At 71.4% G+C, this 21,376-nt stretch carries 24 protein-coding genes and 1 tRNA gene; 8 read left to right on the plus strand and 17 right to left on the minus strand.

The window, feature by feature from the left end:
- The first annotated feature begins 140 nt into the window (after positions 1-140).
- From ACWGUG_RS14405 to ACWGUG_RS14415, 3 genes are all read left to right on the plus strand, one after another.
- Positions 141-833, plus strand: coding sequence for a response regulator transcription factor (locus ACWGUG_RS14405; protein ID WP_336396669.1), 693 nt, complete (start codon positions 141-143; stop codon positions 831-833).
- Between the two features lie 282 nt (positions 834-1,115).
- Complete coding sequence (locus ACWGUG_RS14410) at positions 1,116-2,612, plus strand: sensor histidine kinase (protein ID WP_336396670.1); 1,497 nt, start codon at positions 1,116-1,118, stop codon at positions 2,610-2,612.
- 141 nt (positions 2,613-2,753) lie between these two features.
- Positions 2,754-3,041 (plus strand): WXG100 family type VII secretion target, encoded by a 288-nt coding sequence (locus ACWGUG_RS14415; protein WP_452325096.1) that lies wholly within the window; start codon positions 2,754-2,756, stop codon positions 3,039-3,041.
- Between the two features lie 75 nt (positions 3,042-3,116).
- On the opposite strand, the gene groL is transcribed toward ACWGUG_RS14415, so the two are convergent.
- The 5 genes from groL to ACWGUG_RS14440 all read right to left on the minus strand — a co-directional run bounded on the left by groL (position 3,117) and on the right by ACWGUG_RS14440 (position 7,203).
- Positions 3,117-4,736 (minus strand): chaperonin GroEL, encoded by a 1,620-nt coding sequence (gene groL, locus ACWGUG_RS14420; RefSeq protein ID WP_336396672.1) that lies wholly within the window; start codon positions 4,734-4,736, stop codon positions 3,117-3,119.
- Between the two features lie 188 nt (positions 4,737-4,924).
- Entirely contained in the window at positions 4,925-5,125 is a 201-nt protein-coding gene (locus ACWGUG_RS14425; protein ID WP_336396673.1) for a cold-shock protein, read from the minus strand.
- A 150-nt stretch (positions 5,126-5,275) separates the two neighbouring features.
- Positions 5,276-5,845 (minus strand): LytR C-terminal domain-containing protein, encoded by a 570-nt coding sequence (locus ACWGUG_RS14430; RefSeq protein ID WP_452325097.1) that lies wholly within the window; start codon positions 5,843-5,845, stop codon positions 5,276-5,278.
- 65 nt (positions 5,846-5,910) lie between these two features.
- Positions 5,911-6,159, minus strand: a complete 249-nt coding sequence (locus ACWGUG_RS14435; RefSeq protein ID WP_336396675.1) for a DUF3263 domain-containing protein — start codon at positions 6,157-6,159, stop codon at positions 5,911-5,913.
- Between the two features lie 9 nt (positions 6,160-6,168).
- On the minus strand, positions 6,169-7,203 hold the full coding sequence (locus ACWGUG_RS14440) for a DUF2332 family protein (RefSeq protein ID WP_452325098.1): 1,035 nt from the start codon (positions 7,201-7,203) through the stop codon (positions 6,169-6,171).
- A 127-nt stretch (positions 7,204-7,330) separates the two neighbouring features.
- On the opposite strand from ACWGUG_RS14440, the gene msrB reads away from it, so the two are divergent.
- Together msrB and ACWGUG_RS14450 are read left to right on the plus strand one after the other, a co-directional pair.
- Positions 7,331-7,747 carry a peptide-methionine (R)-S-oxide reductase MsrB gene (gene msrB, locus ACWGUG_RS14445; RefSeq protein WP_336396677.1) on the plus strand — a complete coding sequence of 139 codons (417 nt, stop codon included), beginning with the start codon at positions 7,331-7,333 and terminating at the stop codon, positions 7,745-7,747.
- Complete coding sequence (locus ACWGUG_RS14450; protein WP_378881955.1) at positions 7,747-8,283, plus strand: nitroreductase family protein; 537 nt, start codon at positions 7,747-7,749, stop codon at positions 8,281-8,283. The genes msrB and ACWGUG_RS14450 overlap by 1 nt, the downstream gene beginning before the upstream one ends.
- Positions 8,284-8,335: 52 nt before the next feature.
- Here ACWGUG_RS14450 and pucL read toward each other — a convergent pair whose 3' ends face one another.
- From pucL to ACWGUG_RS14495, 9 genes are all read right to left on the minus strand, one after another.
- Positions 8,336-9,235 (minus strand): factor-independent urate hydroxylase, encoded by a 900-nt coding sequence (pucL, locus tag ACWGUG_RS14455; RefSeq protein ID WP_336396679.1) that lies wholly within the window; start codon positions 9,233-9,235, stop codon positions 8,336-8,338.
- A 1-nt stretch (position 9,236) separates the two neighbouring features.
- Positions 9,237-9,563, minus strand: coding sequence for a hydroxyisourate hydrolase (gene uraH / locus ACWGUG_RS14460; RefSeq protein ID WP_378881958.1), 327 nt, complete (start codon positions 9,561-9,563; stop codon positions 9,237-9,239).
- Positions 9,560-10,057 (minus strand): 2-oxo-4-hydroxy-4-carboxy-5-ureidoimidazoline decarboxylase, encoded by a 498-nt coding sequence (uraD, locus tag ACWGUG_RS14465; RefSeq protein WP_452325099.1) that lies wholly within the window; start codon positions 10,055-10,057, stop codon positions 9,560-9,562. Before uraD ends, uraH begins: the two co-directional genes overlap by 4 nt.
- 109 nt (positions 10,058-10,166) lie before the next feature.
- Positions 10,167-10,640, minus strand: coding sequence for a thioredoxin-dependent thiol peroxidase (gene bcp, locus ACWGUG_RS14470; protein WP_452325100.1), 474 nt, complete (start codon positions 10,638-10,640; stop codon positions 10,167-10,169).
- Positions 10,641-10,675: 35 nt separating this feature from the next.
- Positions 10,676-11,590, minus strand: coding sequence for an HpcH/HpaI aldolase/citrate lyase family protein (locus ACWGUG_RS14475; RefSeq protein WP_336396683.1), 915 nt, complete (start codon positions 11,588-11,590; stop codon positions 10,676-10,678).
- A 55-nt stretch (positions 11,591-11,645) separates the two neighbouring features.
- Positions 11,646-12,998 (minus strand): allantoinase AllB, encoded by a 1,353-nt coding sequence (allB, locus tag ACWGUG_RS14480; RefSeq protein ID WP_452325101.1) that lies wholly within the window; start codon positions 12,996-12,998, stop codon positions 11,646-11,648.
- Between the two features lie 3 nt (positions 12,999-13,001).
- Positions 13,002-13,814: a bifunctional allantoicase/(S)-ureidoglycine aminohydrolase gene (locus ACWGUG_RS14485; protein ID WP_336396685.1), complete on the minus strand. Its 813-nt coding sequence runs from the start codon at positions 13,812-13,814 to the stop codon at positions 13,002-13,004.
- Entirely contained in the window at positions 13,811-15,085 is a 1,275-nt protein-coding gene (locus ACWGUG_RS14490) for a DUF6986 family protein (protein WP_452325102.1), read from the minus strand. The genes ACWGUG_RS14485 and ACWGUG_RS14490 overlap by 4 nt, the downstream gene beginning before the upstream one ends.
- Positions 15,086-15,184: 99 nt before the next feature.
- Positions 15,185-16,141 carry a DMT family transporter gene (locus tag ACWGUG_RS14495; RefSeq protein WP_336396687.1) on the minus strand — a complete coding sequence of 319 codons (957 nt, stop codon included), beginning with the start codon at positions 16,139-16,141 and terminating at the stop codon, positions 15,185-15,187.
- Between the two features lie 38 nt (positions 16,142-16,179).
- Here ACWGUG_RS14495 and ACWGUG_RS14500 point away from each other — a divergent pair, with 38 nt between their 5' ends.
- The gene (locus ACWGUG_RS14500; protein WP_452325103.1) at positions 16,180-16,839 is read left to right on the plus strand and encodes a hypothetical protein; all 660 of its coding nucleotides are present in this window, start codon (positions 16,180-16,182) and stop codon (positions 16,837-16,839) included.
- 39 nt (positions 16,840-16,878) lie between these two features.
- Here the strand turns inward: ACWGUG_RS14500 and ACWGUG_RS14505 are convergent.
- Positions 16,879-16,951: transfer RNA gene (locus ACWGUG_RS14505), tRNA-Thr, on the minus strand.
- A 37-nt stretch (positions 16,952-16,988) separates the two neighbouring features.
- Positions 16,989-17,951, minus strand: a complete 963-nt coding sequence (locus ACWGUG_RS14510; RefSeq protein WP_452325104.1) for a DsbA family protein — start codon at positions 17,949-17,951, stop codon at positions 16,989-16,991.
- Positions 17,952-18,175: 224 nt separating this feature from the next.
- On the opposite strand from ACWGUG_RS14510, the gene ACWGUG_RS14515 reads away from it, so the two are divergent.
- Both ACWGUG_RS14515 and ACWGUG_RS14520 read left to right on the plus strand, forming a co-directional pair.
- Entirely contained in the window at positions 18,176-19,282 is a 1,107-nt protein-coding gene (locus tag ACWGUG_RS14515; protein ID WP_378881977.1) for an ABC transporter ATP-binding protein, read from the plus strand.
- Between the two features lie 69 nt (positions 19,283-19,351).
- A complete protein-coding gene (locus ACWGUG_RS14520; RefSeq protein ID WP_452325105.1) occupies positions 19,352-20,659 on the plus strand; it encodes a DUF4032 domain-containing protein in 1,308 nt (435 codons plus the stop codon).
- Positions 20,660-20,718: 59 nt separating this feature from the next.
- On the opposite strand, the gene ACWGUG_RS14525 is transcribed toward ACWGUG_RS14520, so the two are convergent.
- Entirely contained in the window at positions 20,719-21,360 is a 642-nt protein-coding gene (locus ACWGUG_RS14525; protein WP_336396692.1) for an NAD(P)-dependent oxidoreductase, read from the minus strand.
- Positions 21,361-21,376 lie beyond the last annotated feature (16 nt).

Here is a 21,376-nt window from a genome sequence, read left to right on the forward strand (position 1 = left end):
CGCGCGCGGGTCTGTGATCGCCATGCTCCCCCTGCCCGCCCGCTTGTTCAAGGGGCGCTCCTCGGTGCCGGGCGCGCGGGGAAGCCGGACTCAGGAGCGATATCCAGACATCCCATGGCATCCGCCGACATAATGAGGGCATGACCGCACCGCGCATCCTCGTCGTGGACGACGAACCGAACATCCGCGACCTGCTGATCACAAGCCTGCGATTCGCCGGGTTCCAGGTCCGCGCCGTGTCGAATGGCGCGCAGACGATCTCGGCCGTCCTCGAAGAGGAGCCCGATCTCATCATCCTCGACGTGATGCTGCCCGACATGAACGGCTTCAGCGTCACCAAGCGCCTGCGCGGAGCCGGATACACCGCCCCGATCCTCTTCCTCACCGCCAAGGACGAGACCGAGGACAAGATCACCGGACTCAACGCGGGCGGCGACGACTACGTCACCAAGCCCTTCAGCCTCGATGAGATCGTCGCACGCATCCAGGCGATCCTGCGGCGCACCATGCAGGCCGACGAGGAGTCGATCATCCGGGCGGGCGAGCTGACGATGGATCAGGACACGCACGACGTGCAGGTCGGGGACGTCTCGATCGACCTCAGCCCGACCGAGTTCAAGCTGCTGCGCTACCTCATGCTCAATCCCAACCGGGTGCTGTCGAAGGCCCAGATCCTCGACCACGTGTGGGAGTACGACTTCAACGGCGATGCCGGCATCGTGGAGAGCTACATCTCGTACCTCCGCCGCAAGATCGACCCGCACTCGTCCGAGCCGCTCATCCAGACCAAGCGCGGCTTCGGCTACATGCTGAAGGCCGGCAAGACCGCCTGACGGCGGACCCGGAAACGGAGGGGCGACCTGGCTCACCAGCCCGATGCGGTCACCCGGTGGTGGCGCGGCACGAGTCTGCGCGCGAAGGTCACCGGGGTCACCGTCGCGCTCCTGGCCGTCGGCCTGTTCGCTGCCGGACTCGGCACGGCGGTCTTCCTGCGCAACGCCCTGGTCGCCAGCGTCGACGAGCAGACCCAGCAGCTGGCCGCCACCGATGTCGCCAGCACGCTCTTCGACATCGAGATCACTGCGACCGGCCCGCGGTTCACGAAGAAGACCGATGTGCCCTCCCCGTCGTACTTCGTCGCGATCTACGGTCCCGACGGCGCCTTCGAGACGAGCGCCGGCGGCAACGGCGGGCCTCCCCCTGACTTCCCCGAGGTGATGACCATCGAGGAGGTCACCATCCGCGGTGTGTCGACCTTCCCGCTCACCAACGCCGAAACCGGCAACACGTATCTCGCGAGCACCGACCTGTATCTCATCGAGAGCGTCTCGGACTACTACACGCAGCTCGTGGCGCTGCCGCTGGCGCCCAGCAACCAGATCGTCGCCCAGTACATCGGCATCTACGGCATCCTCGCGCTCGTCATCCTCGTCGTCGGCGCGGTAGCCACCCGCTACCTCGTCACCCTCACGTTCCGCAGCCTCGGTCAGGTCGAGTCGACCGCCGACGCGATCGCGGCGGGCGACCTCAGCCAGCGCATGACGGACATCGAACCGACCACGACCGAGGTCGGCAGGCTCAAGACCGCCATCAACGCGATGCTCGATCGCGTAGACAGCGCGATCTCGCAGCGCGATGCCACGGTGCGTCAGATGCGGCGCTTCATCGGCGACGCCAGCCACGAACTGCGCACGCCGCTGGTCACCGTTCGCGGGTACGCCGAGCTCTACCGCATGGGCGCGGTGCGCGGCGAGGACGACGTCGCCCAGTCGATGGACCGCATCGAGAAGGAGGCCGTGCGCATGGGCCTGCTCGTCGAGGACCTGCTCGCGCTGGCGCGTCTCGACGAACGGCGCGATGTGATCATCGCTCCCGTCGACCTGCGACCCATCGCCCGTGACGCCGCTCTGGATGTGCGGGCCGCCTCCCCCCGACGCCCGGTCACCACGATCGACACCACGATCGTGGAGCCCGCGCTCCCACCCGACGAGGAGGACGACGCCGTCAACCCCGACGCGAAGCGGCGGACCGGCGGGCCGTCGGCGATCTCGCGGGCAGGCGCGACGCTGTCGCTGCTGCGGAGACGCCCGAAGCCCGTCCCGGCCTCCAGCGCGAACGGGTCCAGCGAGATGCCGTCCGTGCTGCCCGAATCGGAGCCTTCGCCGCGCGCCGGCGCCCTCGCGCCGATCGTGCTGGGAGACGAGAACCGCATCCGGCAGGTCGTGACGAACCTGCTCGGCAATGCGCGCCGCTTCACGCCGGAGGACTCCCCCATCGAGCTGCGGGTCGGCATCGACGCACGGGCGCACATGGGCTGGATCGAGGTCGTCGATCACGGCGAGGGGGTGCCCGACCAGATCAAGGAGAAGATCTTCCAGCGCTTCTGGCGCGCCGACACGTCGCGCACGCGCGAGACGGGCGGCTCGGGCCTCGGGCTGTCGATCGTGGCGTCGATCGTCGAGGCGCTGCACGGCTCGGTCGGGGTCGTCGACACCCCCGGAGGCGGAGCGACCTTCCGCGTGTCGTTCCCGCTGGCCGACATCCGCGACGCCGCCGAGCACCTCGATACGCCGACGCAGCCGCTCGCCCGCCTCGCCGACGCCTCGGAGTGACGGGGCTCCTCCCCATCCCGGCCCCGCGACGCCCGATGCACAGATGAGGGCGGATGCCGCACCTCCCCCCGTGCCGCGCGCTTAGCGTTGCGGGCACGGCGGGTTCGGCATCCGGCCACCGCACATCGATCAGGAGCACCCATGGCCGTCTTCACCGTCGACAGCGACACCATCCTCGCCTCCACCACCTCCGTGCGGGGCACGATCGACCGGCTCCAGGCCGAATCCGACGCGATGCTGGCCCAGCTGACGCAGCTGCAGTCGTCGTGGACGGGAGCGGCGTCCGCCGCCTTCGCGGGCGTCGTCGAGCAGTGGCGCGCAACCCAGCGCCAGGTGGAGGAGTCGCTGGCGCAGATCAACGTCGCACTGGCGTCCGCCGCGCGCCAGTACGCCGACACCGAGCTCGCGGCGACCAGCATGTTCCGCTGACCCCCGGAGAACACAGAACGGCCCCTCCAAGCGGAGGGGCCGTTCTGTGGAGACGCTACGCGGTCGTGGACGTGGTCAGAAGTCCATGCCACCGGTCGGGTCGCCGGCCGGGGCCGCGACCTTCTCGGGCTTGTCGGCGACGACGGCCTCGGTCGTGAGGAACAGACCGGCGATCGACGCGGCGTTCTGCAGCGCCGAGCGGGTCACCTTGGCGGGGTCGATGATGCCCTGCGCGAACAGGTCGCCGTACTCGCCCGTGGCGGCGTTCAGGCCGTGACCCGCGGGGAGCTCCGACACCTTGTTCGCCACGACGCCCGGCTCGAGACCGGCGTTGAGGGCGATCTGCTTCAGCGGAGCCTCGATCGCGACACGCACGATGTTGGCGCCGGTCGCCTCGTCACCCGTCAGCTCGAGGGCGTCGAGCGCCTTCTTGCCGGACTGGATCAGGGCGACGCCACCACCGGGGACGATGCCCTCCTCGACGGCCGCCTTCGCGTTGCGAACGGCGTCCTCGATGCGGTGCTTGCGCTCCTTCAGCTCGACCTCGGTGGCCGCACCCGCCTTGATGACGGCCACGCCGCCGGCGAGCTTGGCAAGACGCTCCTGGAGCTTCTCGCGGTCGTAGTCGCTGTCGGTGTTGTCGATCTCGCGGCGGATCTGGGTCACGCGACCCTCGATCGCAGCGGCGTCGCCGACACCCTCGATGATCGTGGTCTCGTCCTTGGTGACGATGACCTTGCGCGCACGGCCGAGCAGGTCGAGGGTGGCGTTCTCGAGCTTGAGACCGACCTCCTCGGTGATGACCTGGCCGCCGGTGAGGATCGCGATGTCCTGCAGCTGCGCCTTGCGACGGTCGCCGAAGCCGGGAGCCTTGACGGCGACCGACTTGAAGATGCCGCGGATCTTGTTGAGCACGAGCGTCGCGAGAGCCTCACCCTCGACGTCCTCGGCGATGATGACGAGCTCCTTGCCGTCCTGGATCACCTTGTCGACGACGGGCAGAAGGTCCTTGATGTTCGAGATCTTCTGGTTCGCGATGAGGATGTACGGGTCCTCGAAGACGGCCTCCTGGCGCTCCGGGTCCGTGACGAAGTAGGGGTTGATGTAGCCCTTGTCGAAGCGCATGCCCTCGGTGAGCTCGAGCTCGGTGCCGAAGGTCTGCGACTCCTCGACGGTGACGACGCCCTCCTTGCCGACCTTGTCGATGGCCTCGGCGATGAGCTGGCCGATCTCCGGGTCAGCGGCCGAGATCGACGCCGTGGCGGCGATCTGGTCCTTGGACTCGACCTCCTTGGCGGACTCGAGCAGCTCGGCGGTGATGGCGGCGACGGCCTTCTCGATGCCCTTCTTGAGCGAGATGGGGTCGGCGCCGGCTGCGACGTTGCGCAGACCCTCGCGCACGAGCGCCTGAGCGAGGACGGTCGCGGTGGTCGTGCCGTCACCGGCGACGTCGTCGGTCTTCTTGGCGACCTCCTTGACGAGCTCCGCGCCGATCTTCTCGTACGGGTCGTCCAGCTCGATCTCCTTGGCGATCGAGACACCGTCGTTCGTGATCGTGGGGGCGCCCCACTTCTTCTCGAGCACGACGTTGCGACCGCGCGGGCCGAGCGTCACCTTGACGGCGTCGGCCAGGATGTTGAGGCCGCGCTCGAGGCCGCGACGGGCCTCCTCGTCGAAAGCGATGATCTTTGCCATGTGTGTGTCGTCCCTCCGGAACGTTGGCTTTGGGAATTAGCACTCAATGAAGACGAGTGCTAAATCATTCTGGCACTCGACCCTACCGAGTGCAAGCCGCGGGAAGGGGATGCCGAAACGCAGAGAGACGGAGTGCCGTGAGGCACTCCGTCTCGGGTGTCGTCAGCGTCGGGCGCTGAGCCGAGGGCTCAGACGACGCGCACCGCCTCGGCCTGAGGACCCTTCTGGCCCGCCCCGACCGTGAACTCCACGGTCTGCCCCTCCTCGAGCACGCGGAAACCCGTCATGTCGATGTTGGAGTAGTGGACGAAGACGTCCTGGCCGTCGGCGACGGTGATGAAGCCGAATCCCTTCTCGGCGTTGAACCATTTGACGGTGCCCTGGGTCATGCGTTTCTCCTGTTGCCGGCGTTGCTGGGCTTCATCGTATGCAGGCGCGCGGACGCCGATCGGGCGATTCGTCACTTGTTGACACGCCGGCACACAAGTGTTTACCGGCGCGAAACACACTCCCGCCCGAGCGCTGCAGAGCGGTGCGCGTCAGGGTGTGGGGGCGGGCGTCTGTCCGGCGGCCGTGCGGTCCAGGCCGACGACGACGGTCAGCTGCGGCGTGTCGGGCGAGGTCGACGGGTAGGCGTCGCTCTGCTCGATGGCGGCGCCCCCGATCACCTGCGCCAGGCCGGCGGCCGCGGCCTCGTCGGCGGCGGCGCTGTAGAAGACGGTGGTCGTCGGGAAGTCCTCGGAGCCCGCCTCTCCCGCCGTAACGGCATCGTCGGCCCACCCGCCGGCGACCACGACGTCCTTCAGCTGGGTGGCGAGCCCCTGCTCGGGAGTCGCGTTGAGGATCATCACCGCGTAGGTCGTGTCGACGACCGGTGTCACCTCGGGAACCGGCTCGACGGTCGGCACCGGGGTGGGTGCCAGCTCGATGCGGCCGGAGGCGATCAGGGTGCCGAAGATGCCGACTGCGATGAGCACGAGGGTGGCCAGCGCGGCCCACAGCAGCACGACCCAGCCCCGCATGCGCGGGTTCTCCGCCCGGTGGGCGCCGACGCGGTCCGTCTCCGGCACGTCGTCGAAACGATCGCGGGGGAAGCTCGTGGTCGGCACCCGACGATGCTACCGGGCGAACGCGGGGTGTTCAGGACCGGCGGACCCGCGACCCCGCCGGGCGATCAGCGGGCGTCGGCGGCGCGCGCCGCGCGGTCGTGCACCCGCGCGTCCCGCAGGCGCCGCAGGCGCTTCACCAGCATCGGGTCGTGCTCCTGCGCGTCGGCCGTGTCGATCAGACGGCCGAGCAGCTGGTAGTAGCGCGCGGGTGAGATGCCGAGGTCGGCCCGGATCGCCTCCTCCTTGGCCCCCGCGTGGCGGCGCCACTCCGCCTCGAAGTCGAGGATGGCGCGGTCGCGGTCGGTCAGAGGCACGCGTCCACGCTAGCCCGCGGCATCCGTCTCTCCGTGGCGCGACGCGCGCCAGCGCACGAACGCGCCGAGCGGATCGACGGCGGCGAGCGCGCGGCCGTCGATGCCGAGGACGAACCCGCCCCAGGTCGCAGGGTCGACGGCGGGCTGCCACGCCCAGGATGCTGCGGAGTGCAGGCCGGGCGGGTCGATCGTGACCCAGACGGCGTCCAGCCCCCTCACGGTCTCGACGAGGCGCTCGCGCTCCGGGCGGGCGATGTGGGGCAGCACGCCCGGCGTGGTCACCACGAGCGTCGCCTCCGGCGGCGCGAGGGCGGCGGCGGCGCGCAGCGTGTCGGGGTCGGCGGCGTCCCCGGCGCGCAGCAGCGGAGGGTCGGCGGCGACGATGTCGAGCGCGGCGAGGATCCTGTCGGCGCGTCCGCGCTCCCCCGGCCAGACGAGACTCGTGAGGAAGCGGCGGTCCGCGGGGTCGCCGGCGTCGAGCGGCTCGAGATCGAGGCCCGCGCGCCACACCACGTCCGGCATCCGCAACGGCACGTCGCCGGTGACCTCGCAGTCCAGCACCACGGTCGACGGTCCGTCGACGGGATCGAGCGCCACGACCGCCCCTTCGGTGCGGTATCGGTAGGAGTAGCGGTCCGGGTACAGGCAGAGCCCCCCGCTCGCGCCGACCTCGAGAAGGGCGATCGGGCCCTCGACGGCCGCGAGCGCGGGAAGGAGCGCCGCGCACCGCTGCGGCTCGTTGGTCTGCAGTCGGCGACGGGATGCCTCCGCCACGACCGCGTCCGCGTGCACCTGCAGCCACTCCGCCCAGGCGGGGAACCCCGCTTCCGGGGCGCCGAGCATGCGGCTGACGGCGAAGACGAGGGGCGGCTGTCGCCGCGTCGCGGGGATCCGGGCGAGGACGGCCGCCGTCGCGGGGTCCGCGGCGACGCCCGCCGCCCACTGGGCGTACAGCGCGGAGCGGCCGGGCGCCTCGTCTCGGGCGAACCGCGCGTATCGCTCCGCGACGTCGGCCGCATCCTGGTCCCGGTTCTGGTCCGCCACCCCGCCATCCTGGCGGATCGGCGGATGCCTCGCAGTTCTGGGGGTTCCCCCAGCGGGCACCGACCGCGCCTCGTCATGCTGCGGAAGAATGGACTGCGTGCCCGCATCCGCGGCAGAGGAGGGACCCATGACCTACGCCGTCGACAAGAGCGACGCCGAGTGGCGCGCCGAACTGACCCCCGAGCAGTACGCCGTGCTGCGAGAAGCCGGGACGGAGCGACCCTGGACGGGTGAACTGCTCGATGAGAGCCGTGCCGGCCTGTACACGTGCGCGGCGTGCGGCGCCGAGCTCTTCCAGAGCGGCACGAAGTTCGACTCGCACTGCGGCTGGCCGAGCTTCTACGAGTCGATCCGGCCCGAGGCGGTCGACCTCATCGAGGACCGCAGCCACGGCATGGTGCGCACCGAGGTGCGCTGCGCGAACTGCGGCTCGCATCTCGGACACGTCTTCCCCGACGGCTTCGGCACGCCGACGGGCGACCGCTACTGCATGAACTCGATCTCACTGAACTTCACGCCGGGCGACGGTCCGGTCCAGGCCTGATGCCCGGCGCCCTCGATGCCGCTCTCGCGCGGCGCTCGTGGTCGAAGGTCACCGACGAGGCGCCGACGCACGAGCAGCTGCTGGAGCTCGTGGCCGCGGCGGGCCGCGTCGCCGACCACTCGTCGCTGCAGCCGTGGCGGATCATCGAGCTGCGCGGCGACGACAGAGAGCGGCTCGGCCGCGCGATCAACAAGGCGCAGGGCGACAAGGGCGTCTCGTCCAAGCCGCTGCGCGCCCCACTGCTCGTGGCGGTCGTCGCGAGCTATCGCAAGAGCCACAAGGTGCCGCGATGGGAGCAGGAGGCGGTGGCCTCCGGCGTCGCCCACATGCTGAGCCTGCTGCTCGACGAGGCCGGCTGGGGCGTGATCTGGCGAACCGGGCACTACACCCGCGCGAAGGCGGTGGCCAAGGCGCACGGCCTGAAGAAGAACGAGGAGCTGCTGGGCTGGCTCTACGTGGGAGGCAAGCCTCGCACGTCGCGTCCCGAGCGGCGCAAGACGGTGGACGCGCGCAGGTTCGTCACCCGCATGCCCTGACACGGATGCCACGCCCCGCCGCGCCGCTCACCAGGCCGGCGGAGGCATCCGCTCAGCAGAAGCCGGCCATGCCGCGCCACGCGGGATGATCGCCGTCGGCGCCCTCGCGCAGCACCGCCGCCTCGATGAGCCCGTACGGACGGTCGGCGGGAAAGAAGACCTCGCCGGGGTTGTCGAGCCCGAAGGGACTGAGGTCCACGGCGAAGTGGTGCAGGTTCGGCATCGACAGCCGCACCTCGTCGATCTCGGAGTGCGCGGCCAGGGTGTGCCGTGCCATCTCGAACAGCGTCTGCTGGAGTGCCAGCGAATGCGTCTGGGCGAAGGTCTCCAGCAGGACCCGGCGCACGTCGGCGTACGTCTGGTCGAAGTCGACGTCGAGTCGGTTGTACCGCCATCGCGCTCTCACGCGGGTCGCCAGCACGCGATCGGTCACGTCGGCCAGCGTCGTGAAGCGGTCCCGCGGGAAGCCGCGGAACTCCGACCCCGTCGTCTTCAGGAGGGCGAGGTCCTGCAGTCCCGCGACGACCGTCTCGTCGCGCCCGTCGATCGTGACCACCGCCACGCGGGTCTCCGTCCCGCCGCGGACGAACGAGTGCTCGTGCCCCTCGCCGCCCACCGGGATCCGGCTCCACGCGGCCTGCTCCGCCTCCCATCGCCCGCCGCTCACCCACGGGAAGCTTCCCGTGAAGTGACGGCCCAGCCGCAGCAGGAAGGCCTCCGGCGATCCGACGTCGTCGCGGGCGAGCGCGTAGACGGTGTTCTTCTGGGTGTCGGTCGCTACGATCCGCGCGTTGTCGCCGCGGACGTGCGCGGCTTCGAAGTCCCCGCGCAGCTGCGAGGTCACGGTGAGATCGGTGATCTCGTGGCGCGGGGTCGCCCGGTCGATGCGGACGAGCCGCACCTCCGCCTTGCCGTACTGGTTGGCACCGAGGACGAACGCGCTGTCCTCCATCTCAGTTCCCGCGATACGTGGAGTACGAGAACGGGCTGATCAGCAGGGGCACGTGGTAGTGCTCGTCGGCGTCGGCGACGCTGAAGTCGATCGACACCGCCGGGTAGAACGTCTCCCGCCCGGAGGCTGCGAAGTAGTCGCCGATGGCGAAGGACAGCCGGTACGCGCCCGGCTCGAGCCGCTCAGGCCCCAGCTCGGCGACGCGCCCGCGCTCGTCGGTCACGCCGGCGGCGATCCCGACGCCGTCGCCCGTGGCGAGGGAGACGCGGACCCCGGAGGCGGGTCTGCCGGTCGAGGCATCCAGGACGTGGGTGGTGATGTGGCTCATGCGGTGAGGATCCCTTCCATCCGGAGGGCGGCGATCTGCCGGAGCTGCTCGGCGATCACCGGGATCTCCTCGGCTTCGGAATGCGTCAGTCGTTCCTGCAGCGCCTCGAGGATCTCCTCGGCGCTCCGACCGGCTGCACGGATGAGGAACACGCGTGAGAACGTCGCCTCATACGCCCGGTTCCCGCCGGCGAGCGCCGCGGCGACATCGGCGGACGCCGTCCCGACGCCGGCCTGCTCGTCACGCGACAGCGCGGCCTCGGCATCCGCGCCGCCCGCCTGCTCGCCGATCCGCGGATGACGTGCCAGCGCGCGGTCGATCTCGGCCGTCGTCCAGGGCCGCGCCGCCGTACGGGCGGACTCGACCGCCGCCGCGAGGTCACGGTACGGGCGGCCGGCGACGACGGCGTGCACCCACCGATCGATGTCGAGGCACGGTCGCAGCAGCTCGGCCGCCGACCGCGCGTCGAGCCGGTTGAACTCCTCGAGCTCCATCGCCCGCCCTTCGCCGCCTCACGAGCCATCGTGTCGCGCCGGCGGGCCTGCGTCCAGCGTCGCGGGAAGGGGATCCGGCGCGACGAGGAGCGGATCGCGGCGCGGCGCCTCAGGCCGCGAGCTGCGCGCGGAGCCGGTCGACGTGCCCGTTCGGGTCGACGCCGTACTCAGCGGACTCGATCGTTCCGTCGGGTGCGAGCACGAAGGTCGAGCGGATGAGCCCGATGCGCTCCTGGCCCTTCACCACCTTCGGTCCCCACGCACCCCACGCCTCGGCGACGGCGTAGTCCTCGTCGGACAGCAGCGGGAACTCGAGCCGCTCGGCCTCGGCCCACTCCGCCAGCCGCTCGACCGAGTCCGGCGAGATGCCGACGACCGCGACCCCTGCTGCCTGCAGCGCGGCGAGGTTGTCGCGGAAGTCGCAGGCCTCGGTGGTGCAGCCCGGGGTGAACGCAGCCGGGTAGAAGTACACGATGAGGCGGCGCCCGGCGAAGTCCTCCGGCCGGACCGCGGCGCCGGTGGAGTCGGGCAGCGCGAAGCCCGGATTCGGTGCACCCTCGCTCAGGCGATTGCCGTCGGTCATGTCGTAGTCCCTTTCGCTCTCTGCTCGGTGGCGGCTCACGACGTCGGGTGGACGCCGAACGCGAGAGCCAGCTTCTCGATCTTCTGCGCACGGCCGAGACGCGGCAAGTCGCTGCCGTCGCGGATGACGCGCCCGCGGCCCTCGAAGTCGGCGAGGAAGTCCAACGCCCACTCCACCTCGCTCGGCGTCGGGCAGATCACCTCGTTGATGACGGGCGCCTGCTCGGCGGCCAGGCACAGCTTCCCCGTCATGCCCATCGACACCGTGATCGCGGAGTGCTCGCGCAGCGTCGGCATGCTGGTGCCCACCGTCGGCCCGTCGATGGGACCGGGGAGGTCGCCGACGCGGCTGGCGACGACCAGACGGGCGCGCGGGTACGCCATCGCCTCGGCATCCGCGCTCATGCCCGTGTCGCGGCGGAAGTCGCCGCTGCCGAACGCGAGCCGGAAGGCGCCGCGTGCGCGGGCGATGTGGGCGGCGTCCTCCATGCCGATCGCCGACTCGATGAGGGCGACCACCGGCGCGTTGCCGCCGAGCCGGTCGAAGGAGCTCGTCACCTGGTCGGGCGACTCGGTCTTGGCCAGCATGACGCCCAGGAGCGACGGGATGCCGGCGAGCGCTGCGAGGTCGTCCGACCAGAAGGGGCTCGCGGCGTCGTTGACCCGCACCCACGCCCGTCCCCCCGCCCGCAGCCAGTCGACCACGTCCGCCCGGGCCTGCGGCTTCTTGCTGGGGTCGACGGCGTCCTCGATGTCGAGCACCACCGCGTCGGCCCGCGACGCCGCCATGTCGTCGAATATGTCGGGTCGGGTGCCGGGCACCAGCAGCCAGGACCGGGCGATGGCGGGGTCGACGGCACGGTGGCGTCCTGGACGCGTCGCGACCGGCCTGCGGAGGTCGGTGTCGGCGTCGAGGAGGTCGGGGCCACCGCCGTAGGGATCTGCGGACATGTCACTCTTCTTCCGGGCTTGTCGGTCTGCGGTCAGGCGACCGCGGACTCGGCGCTCACGCGGCGCCGCGGCGCAGCAGGCGTCCGCCGGGCTCGGCGAAGTCCACGCGCCGCCCCCGCACGAACGTCTCCCGCACGACGCCCGACAGCGTGCGGCCGTCGTACGGGGTGAGGGGGTTCCTGTGGTGCAGGCGGTGGACGTCGACGACGAACTCGCTGTCCGGTGCGAACACGACGAGGTCGGCGTCGAAGCCGAGCGCGATGCCGCCCTTTCGGGCAAGACCCGCCAGGGCCGCCGGTCGCGCCGACATCCATTCCACCACCTTCTCGAGACGGATGCCGCGCCGCCGCGCCTCCGACCACACCAGCGGCAGTCCCAGCTGCAGCGATGCGATGCCTCCCCAGGCCGCCGCGAAGTCGCCGTCGTCGATGTGCTTGAGGTCGACGGTCGAGGGCGAGTGGTCGCTCACGACCGCGTCGATCGTGCCGTCGGCGAGTCCGCGCCACAGCCCCTCGCGGTTGGGCGCCTCGCGGATCGGCGGGCAGCATTTGAACGCGGTCCCGCCCTCGGGGATCTCCTCCGCGACGAGCGTCAAGTAGTGCGGGCACGTCTCGACGCTGAGGCGGACGCCGTCGCGCTTCGCGCGCGCGAGCATCGGGAGGGCGTCCGACGACGACAGGTGCAGGATGTGGGTGCGCGCGCCGGTGCGGCGGGCCAGCCGCACCACATCGGCGATCGCGCGGTCCTCGGCGGCGCGAGGACGTGACGCGAGGAAGGCGCCGTAGCCGGTGCCCGCGGCGGCGGGTGCCTGCGCGAGGGCGTCGGCGTCCTCGGCGTGGACGATGAGCAGCGAGCCCAGGCGGGCGGTCTCGGCCATGGCGCGCTCCATCTCGCGGGCGTCCAGCGGGGGGAACTCCGCCACGCCCGACGGTGCCAGGAAGCACTTGAAGCCGAACACGCCCGCGTCGTGCAGCGACGCGAGATCGCCGGTGTTGCCCGGCACCGCTCCGCCCCAGAATCCGACGTCGATGAAGACCTGACCGGCCGCCGCGCTGCGCTTGCGCTCCAGCGCGGGGACCGAGACGGTCGGCGGAACGCTGTTCAGCGGCATGTCGATGATGGTGGTGACTCCTCCGGCGGCCGCCGCCTTCGTGGCCGTCTCGAACCCCTCCCACGCCGTGCGCCCGGGCTCGTTGACGTGGACGTGCGTGTCGACGAGTCCGGGAAGGAGCACCTCGTCCTCGCGCAGCGTGACGAGCCTTCGGCCGGGGAGCGAGCGCCCCAGCGGCTCGATGGCGGCGATCGCCCCGTCGTCGACGCCCAGCTCGCAGGCTCGGACGGCGCCGCCGACGAGGACGCGCCCGCCCCGCACGACGAGGTCGTACGTGTGCTCGTCGAGATCCGTCACGGCTCAGGTCAGCCGGATCTGCCGGTTGACGTCCTTGTACAGCAGGTACCGGAACGGCTCCGGCCCGCCGGCGTAACAGGCCTGCGGGCAGAACGCCCGCAGCAGCATGTAGTCCCCCGCCTCGCACTCCACCCAGTCCTCGTTGAGCCGGTAGACCGCCTTGCCCTGCAGCACGAACAGACCGTGCTCCATGACGTGCGTCTCGGCGAACGGGATGGAGCCGCCCGGCTGGAAGGTCACGATGTTGACGTGCATGTCGTGCGCGAGATCGTCCGGGTCCACGAAGCGCGTGGTCGCCCACGCGCCGCCGGTCCCGGGCATCGGCTGCGGCTCGACGTCCTGGTCGCGGGTGACGAACGACCCCGGCGCGGGGACGCCGGGGATCGGCTCGTAGGCCTTGCGGATCCAGTGCAGGCCGACGGGCTCGTCGCCCTCGTTGGCCAGCGACCAGTCCGCCCCGGCGGCCACGTACGCGTAGCCGCCCGGCTCCAGTGCGTGCCTCGTGCCCTCGACCGTGAGGCTGAGGGCGCCGGCGGTGACGAACAGCACGCCCTCCACCCCGCTCTCCGCCTCCGGCGCGTCGGACCCCCCTCCCGGTGCGATCTCGAGGATGAGCTGCGCGAACGTCGTCGCCGATCCGGCGACCGGCCGGGCGAGGACCCATGCCCGCGTGCGCTCGAATCCGGGCAGGCTGCTCGTGACGATGTCGCGCAGCACGCCCCGCGGGATGAACGTGTACGCCTGCGTGACGACGGCGCGGTCGGTCAGCAGGTCCGTCTGGGGCGGCAGACCGCCCCGGGGCGTGTAGTAGCTCATGCGGACTCCCTGCGGGCGGTCTCCGGGTGTGCCAGGACGGCGAGCGTCGCGATCTCGATGCCGGCGGCATCCGTCGCCTCTTCGGCCGTGACCGCCCCGCATGCGACCCCCCGGGCGACGAACGCGGCGAGCGCACGGGCGGTGGCGGGCTCGTCACGGACGGGACCGTCGAGCCGCCGCGCCCAGTCCCGCAGCCGCGCTGCGGCCGGTGCGAGCCCCTCGCGAAAGAACAGCCCGTTCGCGGCGAACCGGGGCACGAGCTGGGCGGGGTGCAGATCCCACCCCTGGAAGAAGCCGCGCTCCAGCGACCGCCGGACCAGACGCGCGCTCAGCCGCCACGCCGAGCGCACCGACTCCGGATCCCCGACGGGGAGGATGTTCGTCGAGCCGTCCGACAGCCGCACCCCGGTCTCGGCGGCGGCGACCTGCATGACGCTCTTCGCGTGATCGGCGGCGGGATGCTCCATCGACTGGTGCGCGGGGGCGATCCCCAGCGATGCGCTGTAGTCGTAGGTCCCGTAGTGCAGCCCGCTCAGGCGACCGCCGGCCGCGGCGATCGCACGCGGCAGCGGCGAGATGCCGTCAGGGCCGAGCACGAGCTGCGGCGTCTCGACCTGGACCTCGAAGCGCAGACGCCCGGGCGCGAGCCCGCAGCGCTCCTCCAGCCGGCCGCATACCGCTGCCATCGCCGCGACCTGCGCCGAGGTCGTCACCTTCGGCAGCGTCAGGATCAGCCCGTCCGGCAGGTCTCCGCCTTCTCGAAGTCCGGCGAGGAAGAGCTCGAGAGATCGGATGCCGCGACCGCGCGTGCGGGCCTCGAGGCCCTTGATGCGCACGCCGACGAGCTTCGGCGCCGTCCCTTCCGCCACCGCCGCGACCACCCGTTCCGCGGCGCGGCGCACATCGGCGTCCTCGACCTCGTCACCGCGATCGCCGTAGCCGTCCTCGAGATCCAGCCGGAGGTCGTCGATCGGCTCGGCGGCCAGCCTGCGCCCGACGAACGCGCCGACGGCACCGGCATGGGCGTCGGGGATCCCGAGCTCCCGCATCGCCGACGCCATCCCGCCCTGCCGCTCGATCGCCTCGAGCGCCGCCTCGCCCCACTCGCGCGGCAGCGCGGGCGTGTAGCGGTCGGCGGGCACGTACACGGTGTGCAGGGGCTGGCGGGAGCCGTCGTCCCCCGGGTAGCGCTCGGCGAGCAGCTCATCGGTGGGCGCGAGCATCCGGTCGAGCTCGGCGAGATCATCCGCCCGCAGCAGCGGGCGCGTCATCGCGCGACCGCCCGCGGGTCGCGAACGAGGGGTGACACCTTCGGCACGATGACCAGCTTGCCACCAGGAGGTCCCCGGCGGGGCGGCTCGGGTGCCGGGTCAGCGCCCGGAGCGGGGCATCCGTCTCCAGGGCACGACGGCCACCACGACCGAGAGGATCGCGAGCGACGACATGAGCAGCGACGACAGCAGTCCCGGTGCGGCGCTCGTCGGCCATGCCGCATCGATCGCCACGGACGTCACGACCTGTCCGACGACCGTTCCGAGCCCGAGCAGCAGCACACCGGTGTAGGGCACGAGGGCGGCCGCGAGGAAGATGTAGGCGACGCCCATCACGCCGCCGAGGTAGAGCCACGGATCCGGCGGGAAGGACGTCGGCGGACCGGCGATCGCGGTGTGGATCAGCTCGGCCACGGCCAGCACCGCGGTGCCGCCGATGAAGTTGACGAGGGTCGCGGTGAGCGGTGATCCCACCCGCTGGCGCAGGCGGCCGTTGACGGCGGACTGCCACGCGATGCCGGCGCCCACGAGGAACGGCAGCACCATGAGCGCGACGGGAGCCTCGACTCCACCCGCCAGCGACACCGCGACCGCGAGCAGCGACAGGGCGCCGCCCGCGAGGCGCGCCGGCGTCACCGCGACGGTGCCGGCGGGGCCGATCCCCGACCGGTCGAGGAGCAGACCGCTCACCGCCTGGCCGGCGACGACCCCCACCGTGAACAGCGCCACGCCGATGATCCCGACGGCCAGCGACTGCGTGGCGACCGAGAGCGCACCCGCGACGCCGCCGCAGAGCATCCACACCGGGATCCGGCGCTCGCGCAGTCCGGTGGCCAGGGCGGCGAAGCCCCGGCGGCCCCGCGGAAGCCCGACGGAGAGCACGACCAGCACGAGCAGGCCCGACCCGAACGAGATGACGGCGGCGGCGAACCCGTCGCCGATGCGCAACCCGAGCTCACCGTTGATGCGCGCCTGGGCGGCGGTCAGGACGCCGATCAGGACAGCTCCGCCGATGCCGATCCATGCGGGCAGTCGGCGAGAGGTCACCTGATCCATCTTGCCGTGCCGCGCGCGGCCCCCGGTTACGCTGAGACGTGGCCACCCGCTCCCGCACCCGCGCGCTCCTCGCCTGGCTGCCCGCCGCGGTGCTCGCCCTGATCATCATCGGCGCGGTCGTGGCGGCGCTGGCCATCCAGGGGTCGTGGTGGACGCAGGAGCGCCCCGCCGCCTCCGACGACCAGAAGGCCGCCGACGGATCGAGCATGCTCACCGACGCGGGCTTCGACTACGTCAACGTCGAGGGCACGCTGCGCATCCGCGTGGGCTCGGGCGGTCTCTCGGCGACCGAGCTCGGGCTCCCGGCGGACGGCGAGAAGTCCGCCGAGTTCCGCAGGCCGGTCAGGACGATCATCGCCGCCGGCGACGAGGTGTACGTGCTCGACGACGTCTCGGGGCTGACGGTGAACGCCGAGGACGATCGACTGGTCGCCGTCACCCTCTCGCCCGACGTCGTGCGCGGCTGGGCGGGGGCGCTGGATCATCTGCGCGCGCTCGCGCCCGAGCTGGGGTGGGACCCCGCGGAGCTGGAGCCGCTCGACGAGCGGCTGGGCGAGTTCAACCGCAGTGCGGACGGCGACACCTTCACCGCCACCATCGGACCGTCGACCGGCCCCGCGCGCGTGACCGGGACGCTGGTGTACGACCGGGCCACCGGCGCGGCGCCCGTGACGATCACCTTCGAGCCCGCTCCCTGAGAGGCGGCGCGAGCCGCCGTCTCGTGCGGGTGATTCCGGTGCCGGCTACAGGACTTGAACCTGCAACCCCCTAATTACAAGTTAGGTGCGCTACCAATTGCGCCAAGCCGGCAGAGCGCCCAGTCTACCGGCGCGCCGCTCCGACCCGATCAGGGGGTTGGCGTGGGCGTCGGGGTGGGCGTCGGCGTCGCCTTGAAGTACGCGTCGCTGGCGACCGTCAGGACGAACTGCGCGAACTCCTTGGGGTCGTCGAGCGCGCCGACGTACTGCGTGCCGTTGACCATCACCATCGGCGTCGTCGTCAGGGCGATGCCGTCCGTGCCGGGAAGCTCCTTGAGCGCGCGCTCCGTCTCGGTCTTGGCCCACGACGTGTAGGCCTGCTCCTCGATGCAGCTGCGGACGTCCTTCGGCCCGTCCACACCCGTCGCGATCGCGAGGGCGGCGAGCTCGCTGTCGCTGTAGCCGTCGGAGTCCAGGTCGGGCTGCTCCCGCAGCAGGGCGTCGTTGAACGCGAAGAAGTAGTCCGGGGAGTTCTGGGCCACGCACGCGGCGGCGCCGGCGGCGCGCAGCGAGTACTTCGTGCCGTTCGACTTCGCGGTCAGCATGGCCACCGGATGGTACGTGAGCGTCGCGGCGCCCTCGCCGACCCACTCCGACAGCTGCGTCATGTTGGCCAGCTGGAAGTCGCGCGAGCCGGTGGACAGGTAGTCCACGTACACGTGGATGTCGACGGCGGGCGTCTCGGTCGGGGATGCGGTGGGCGTGGGGGTCGGCGCGGGCGTGGTGGGGGTGGGCGTGGGAGTGGCGTCGCCCTGCACCTGGCCGTCGGCCCCGGAGGCGTCCGACGCGATGCCGAGGCCTGTGACGCCCGTCACCATGAACCCGCCGTCCACGTCGTTGCCCGGGCTCATGGTCGGCTTGGACGCGCTCGAGGACACCGTCCACGTCACCACGACCGCGATGACCGCCACGAACGCCACCGCGACGGCAGCGAGCGAGGCGCTGCGGATGAGTCGCGCACGGGACTGGCGCGCCTTCACCTGCTGAGCCTTCTCGCGCACGGCGTCGCGGCGCTCGCGCGGCGCTGCGTTCGGTGACTCGTCGCTGGACATGGAACCTCTCGGGACGTGAAGAAGGCCGGGATTCCGGCGGGGCCGGACGGGAAAAGGGCCGTTCACGATGCTAGCCAGCCACCCTGGGAAATGCCCAGACGCAACCTCCGCGCGCGCCGTGTCATACTGTTCGTGCGCCCGATGGCGGGCGTGCGGGTCAAGCCCCCGCTCATTCCTCACTACGGATCGTCCGGCACGTACCTGCCGGTGAAGGAGAAGAGAACATGGCGTCCGTCACGTTTGACAACGCAACTCGTCTGTACCCCGGGGGCACCCGCCCCGCCGTCGACAAGCTCAACCTCGAGGTCGGTGACGGGGAGTTCCTCGTTCTCGTCGGCCCGTCGGGCTGTGGCAAGTCCACCTCGCTGCGCATGCTGGCCGGCCTCGAAGAGGTCAACTCCGGCCGCATCCTCATCGGCGACCGCGACGTCACCGACGTCCCGCCGAAGGACCGCGACATCGCGATGGTCTTCCAGAACTACGCGCTGTACCCCCACATGACGGTGGCCGAGAACATGGGCTTCGCGCTCAAGATCGCCGGTGTCGGCAAGGAGGAGCGCGCCGCGCGCGTCCTCGAGGCCGCCAAGCTGCTCGACCTCGAGCAGTACCTCACCCGCAAGCCGAAGGCCCTCTCGGGTGGTCAGCGTCAGCGTGTCGCCATGGGCCGCGCGATCGTCCGCCAGCCGCAGGTGTTCCTCATGGACGAGCCGCTGTCGAACCTCGACGCCAAGCTCCGCGTCCAGACCCGTACTCAGATCGCGTCGCTGCAGCGCCGCCTCGGCGTCACCACCGTCTACGTCACGCACGACCAGACCGAGGCCCTCACCATGGGCGACCGCATCGCGGTCCTCAAGGACGGCCTCCTCCAGCAGGTGGGCACCCCGCGCGACCTCTACGAGAAGCCGAACAACGTGTTCGTCGCCGGCTTCATCGGCTCGCCCGCGATGAACCTCTTCCCGGCAGCGCTCGCCGAGGGCGGCGTGCAGTTCGGCAGCGAGGTCGTCCCGCTCGACCGCGACACCGTCGGCCGCGCCCACGGCAGCGAGGTCACCATCGGCGTCCGCCCCGAGGACATCGTGGTCGGCCCGGCCGACGGCAAGGGCCTGTCGGTGGTCGTCGACCTCGTCGAGGAGCTCGGCGCCGACGGCTACCTGTACGGCCACACCGACATCAACGGCAAGCGCACCGACATCGTGGCGCGCGTCGACGGACGCAGCCACCCGCACGCGGGCGAGACCGTCACGCTCGCGGCGACCGCGGGGCACGTGCACGCCTTCGACATCGAGTCGGGCGAGCGCCTCAACGACGCCCCGGTGGTCTCGGGCGCCTGACGTCATCCGTCGAGACGGCGCGGGTGGGAGCCATCCCCCCGCGCCGTCGCGCTGTCTCCAGGAGTTGATGTGTCCGAGGCCCTGAGCATCACCGCCAGCAGCGTCGATCCGGGGCTGCTGACCCTCCCCTGGTCGACGCCGCTGGGCGACTGGCCGTCGAACCACATCGTCTTCCTCCCCAAGGGCATCTCGCGGCACCTGGTGCGCTTCGCCAATCTCTCGGGACGCGTCGTCGCCATCAAGGAGACGACCCAGGCCATGGCGCAGCGCGAGTACGACATGCTCGGCAACCTGGCCCGTCTGGACGTCCCCTGCGTCGAGCGCGTCGCGGTGATCGCGGGACGGACGGATGCCGCGGGCGAGCCGCTGCCGGCCGCCCTGGTGACGGCGCACCTGAAGTTCTCCCTGCCCTACCGCGCGCTGTTCACGCAGGTCCTGCGGCCCGACACGGCCACCCGGCTGGTGGACGCGCTCGCGCTGCTGCTCGTCCGCCTGCACAACGTCGGCTTCTTCTGGGGCGACGTGTCGCTGTCGAACACGCTGTTCCGCCGTGACGCGGGGGCGTTCGCCGCGTATCTCGTCGACGCGGAGACCGGCGAGCTCCATGAGAGCGGGCTCACCCGCGGTCAGCGCGCGCATGACCTCGACGTCGCCCGCACGAACATCGCCGGCGAGATCATGGATCTGGAGGCCGGCGGCCGGCTGGAGGGCGGTGTCGACGCGATCGAGATCGCCGACGGGATCGTGTCGTCGTATCACGCGCTGTGGGCCGCGCTCACCGACGAGGAGACGTTCCGCGCCGACGAGGCGTGGCGGCTCACCGAGCGCGTCCAGCGTCTCAACGACCTCGGCTTCGACATCGGCGAGATGTCCATCCACGCCACCGCCGACGGCACCAAGGTGTCCATCCAGCCGAAGGTGGTCGACTCCGGCCACCACCAGCGGCGGCTCCTGCGCCTGACCGGCCTGGACGTCGAGGAGAACCAGGCCAGGCGGCTGCTGAACGATCTGGACGAGTTCCGCGCCCGCATCTCGCGCCTGGGCTCCGACGAGGAGATGGTCGCGCACGAGTGGCTGACACGCGTGTTCGAGCCGGTGGTGAAGGCGATCCCGTGGGACCTGCGCTCCAAGCTCGAACCCGCCGAGGTGTTCCATCAGCTGCTGGAGCACCGCTGGTACCTCTCGCAGGCGAAGGGCAAGTCGGTGCCGCTCGCCGAGACGCTGACGAGCTACATCGACAACGTGCTGCGGCACCGTCGTGACGAGGCGACACTCATGGGTCCCTCCACCGAGACGGTCTCGCTCCCGGTCATCACGTCGCCGAATCCGGTCCTGGACGACGACGAGGCCGCGATCGACTGGCGCGACCTGGTCTGACCTGCCCGAGGAGAAGGGCTGCCGTCCGCGGACGGCAACCCCTCCTCGTCAGCGGGAAGTCAGTACCCGACGGTGAATCGCCGGCGCGGGTGCTTCGGGTGCTCGATCTCGTCGAGGACGGCGACCGCGAAGTCCTCCCCGGAGATGAAGGACTCACCCTCGGCATCCGTCACGATCACGTCGCCCCCGGTGCGGTACGAGCCGGTGCGCTCGCCCGGGTTGTACGCGCCGAAGCCACCCGCCGGGTGGATGTAGAACCAGTCCAGCGACTCGGGGCCCGCCTGCAGGTCCTCGAGCACGCCGATCGCCTCCAGCGCCTCGGCCTTGTAGTCCTCGGCGAACGACGGCAGGTCCACGACGCGCTGGCCGTCCTCGGTGACGAGGCTCCCGCCCGCGCCGCCGATGACGCCCAGGCGGACACCCTCGGGCAGGAGCGACGCGAGCGCGCCCAGGTTGGGCCGCACGAGCCCCTGCATGTCGCCGCGAGGTGCGACGGCCGACACCACCACGTCGACGCCCTCGAGCTGGGCCAGGAGGTCGGGCACGTCGGTCAGCGAGCCCTCGGTGTACAGCGCGCCCTCGTGACGTTCGGCGGGGATGCGGCGCGCGATGGAGAGCACCGTGTGGCCGCGACTCACCGCCTCGGCGACGATGTGGCGGCCGGCGTAGCCGGAGCCTCCGATGACGGCGATGCGTGCCATGGTGTGCCTTTCGACG

The sequence above is a fragment of the Microbacterium sp. NPDC055455 genome (assembly GCF_053619935.1).

Excerpts from the sequence above, each read along its gene's own strand:
- ACWGUG_RS14425 (WP_336396673.1), bottom strand. The coding sequence starts at position 5,125 with ATGACCCAGGGCACCGTCAAATGGTTCAACGCCGAGAAGGGATTCGGC.
- ACWGUG_RS14475 (WP_336396683.1), bottom strand. The coding sequence starts at position 11,590 with ATGTCCGCAGATCCCTACGGCGGTGGCCCCGACCTCCTCGACGCCGAC.
- ACWGUG_RS14515 (WP_378881977.1), top strand. The coding sequence starts at position 18,176 with ATGGCGTCCGTCACGTTTGACAACGCAACTCGTCTGTACCCCGGGGGC.
- pucL (WP_336396679.1), bottom strand. The coding sequence starts at position 9,235 with ATGGAGGACAGCGCGTTCGTCCTCGGTGCCAACCAGTACGGCAAGGCG.
- ACWGUG_RS14405 (WP_336396669.1), top strand. The coding sequence starts at position 141 with ATGACCGCACCGCGCATCCTCGTCGTGGACGACGAACCGAACATCCGC.
- ACWGUG_RS14415 (WP_452325096.1), top strand. The coding sequence starts at position 2,754 with ATGGCCGTCTTCACCGTCGACAGCGACACCATCCTCGCCTCCACCACC.
- msrB (WP_336396677.1), top strand. The coding sequence starts at position 7,331 with ATGACCTACGCCGTCGACAAGAGCGACGCCGAGTGGCGCGCCGAACTG.
- ACWGUG_RS14450 (WP_378881955.1), top strand. The coding sequence starts at position 7,747 with ATGCCCGGCGCCCTCGATGCCGCTCTCGCGCGGCGCTCGTGGTCGAAG.
- ACWGUG_RS14495 (WP_336396687.1), bottom strand. The coding sequence starts at position 16,141 with ATGGATCAGGTGACCTCTCGCCGACTGCCCGCATGGATCGGCATCGGC.
- ACWGUG_RS14525 (WP_336396692.1), bottom strand. The coding sequence starts at position 21,360 with ATGGCACGCATCGCCGTCATCGGAGGCTCCGGCTACGCCGGCCGCCAC.
- groL (WP_336396672.1), bottom strand. The coding sequence starts at position 4,736 with ATGGCAAAGATCATCGCTTTCGACGAGGAGGCCCGTCGCGGCCTCGAG.
- ACWGUG_RS14510 (WP_452325104.1), bottom strand. The coding sequence starts at position 17,951 with ATGTCCAGCGACGAGTCACCGAACGCAGCGCCGCGCGAGCGCCGCGAC.
- uraH (WP_378881958.1), bottom strand. The coding sequence starts at position 9,563 with ATGAGCCACATCACCACCCACGTCCTGGATGCCTCGACCGGCAGACCC.
- ACWGUG_RS14490 (WP_452325102.1), bottom strand. The coding sequence starts at position 15,085 with ATGACGCGCCCGCTGCTGCGGGCGGATGATCTCGCCGAGCTCGACCGG.
- uraD (WP_452325099.1), bottom strand. The coding sequence starts at position 10,057 with ATGGAGCTCGAGGAGTTCAACCGGCTCGACGCGCGGTCGGCGGCCGAG.
- ACWGUG_RS14485 (WP_336396685.1), bottom strand. The coding sequence starts at position 13,814 with ATGAGCTACTACACGCCCCGGGGCGGTCTGCCGCCCCAGACGGACCTG.
- bcp (WP_452325100.1), bottom strand. The coding sequence starts at position 10,640 with ATGACCGACGGCAATCGCCTGAGCGAGGGTGCACCGAATCCGGGCTTC.